This is a genomic window from Aeromonas popoffii, assembly GCF_000820025.1.
GTDB lineage: Bacteria > Pseudomonadota > Gammaproteobacteria > Enterobacterales > Aeromonadaceae > Aeromonas > Aeromonas popoffii.
This window is the reverse complement of sequence record NZ_CDBI01000007.1, coordinates 6,703-7,213: the sequence shown is the minus strand read 5'-3', so window position 1 is coordinate 7,213 and position 511 is coordinate 6,703. Positions and strand designations below refer to the sequence as shown.

Below are 511 nucleotides of genomic sequence, written 5' to 3'. Positions count from 1 at the left end.
ATTAGATGGAAGGCGGTACTCATCTAATAGCAGAGCCTTCCGTATAACTCCGCTTCATCTTCATAACCACCTCAAAAAACTTATTTAAATCATTACATTACCACACCATCACGGGTATCTTAACGTATTCATTTGACTTCTTTTTTTGCTCTACCATTACCACTGTATAAAAAAACAGTTTAGGAGTCAGCCATACCAAACTACGCCTGCGTGAACAAGTCAGTACCGTGATGCTCTGACATCAACTGTGGCCTCGGCTTGCCCGTGCCATTCCCGAATAACAGCCAAGCTACCGCCAGACAGCCTCTAGTTTGTGGCTTTTTATCCACGCGATGTCTCTGGTCTGATTCATTGGTGACTCTAAAGAGGCCATATCCAGACGGATATCTTAGCGAGCAAGGCAGATAAGCAAAAGCGGATGATGATAGTTTCCCGAGCAAGATCAATAAATTAATTAATAAGAACAAATACTGGCCACATATCAGTGGTGCCGGCTCGTAGATAAAGAAAA

The 511-nt window shown here is 42.9% G+C and carries 1 protein-coding gene; it reads right to left on the bottom strand.

What is annotated here, in order from left to right:
- Positions 1–200: 200 nt before the first annotated feature.
- Positions 201–511: hypothetical protein (locus BN1129_RS23940; RefSeq protein WP_209418465.1), on the bottom strand; the 311-nt coding region annotated here is incomplete at its 5' end.